Origin of the sequence: Neisseria sp. HMSC058F07, from assembly GCF_001810035.1 — a bacterium.
In the GTDB taxonomy this organism is placed as follows: domain Bacteria; phylum Pseudomonadota; class Gammaproteobacteria; order Burkholderiales; family Neisseriaceae; genus Neisseria; species Neisseria perflava.
Window position 1 is genome coordinate 1 of record NZ_KV799660.1, and the last position, 741, is coordinate 741.

General features: G+C 43.7%; 2 protein-coding genes. Both read left to right on the forward strand.

From position 1 onward, the window contains the following. Positions 1-74 precede the first annotated feature (74 nt). Positions 75-188, forward strand: a complete 114-nt coding sequence (locus tag HMPREF2696_RS11045; RefSeq protein ID WP_079453713.1) for a zinc finger domain-containing protein — start codon at positions 75-77, stop codon at positions 186-188. Positions 189-264: 76 nt separating this feature from the next. Beyond that, on the forward strand, positions 265-741 hold a 477-nt coding region (locus HMPREF2696_RS00130), incomplete at its 3' end, for a DNA adenine methylase (RefSeq protein ID WP_141746339.1).

A 741-nucleotide genomic window follows, 5' to 3' on the forward strand; every position in this document is an offset into this window, starting at 1 on the left:
GCCTGCATTGACTTCTAAGGCCGCCTTAGTCTCTAGAGACCGAGGCATTCTATCTGATACAGGAGTGGATGCAAATGCAAATCTATCGTGAATTACGCTGTAAGTTTTGTGGGAAATTGCTGGCAAAAGGCAGCGGTTGTGTACAAATAAAGTGCGCTCGTTGTAAAAACATCAATTCTTTCAGCTAATTAATAAATCAAAAGAATGCCTTTGAGCATCATATTAAATCTGATTTAGAGCATCTGCCATAATTTAGGAGTATATATGATGCAAAAAATGCAACAGACATTACCTATTATCCCCTGGATGGGTGGCAAACGTCGTTTGGCAAAACATCTTTTGCCCATGTTCCCCGAGCATTCTTGTTATGTTGAATTGTTTTCCGGTGGTGCAGCATTATTCTTTATGCGCCCGATTCCTGCAAAAGTTGAGGTGCTCAACGATATCAACGGACAGCTTATCAATCTCTATCGTGTGGTACAACACCATTTCGACGAGTTCGTCCGTCAGTTCGAGTGGACGCTGACCAGCCGCGAGACATTCTCCTGCCTGCAAAACACGCCGCCTGAATGCATGACAGATATTCAACGTGCCGCTCGTTTCTTCTACCTTCAACACAACGCCTTCGGCGGCAAAACCGTCCATCAGCATTTTGGTACAGCTACCACGTCAAAAGCATGGGATGCATCTCAGATTGAGGTTAAATTAAAGGCTGCTAAAGACCGTTTAAAAGGTGTTTAT

Excerpts from the sequence above, each read along its gene's own strand:
- HMPREF2696_RS11045 (WP_079453713.1), top strand. The coding sequence starts at position 75 with ATGCAAATCTATCGTGAATTACGCTGTAAGTTTTGTGGGAAATTGCTG.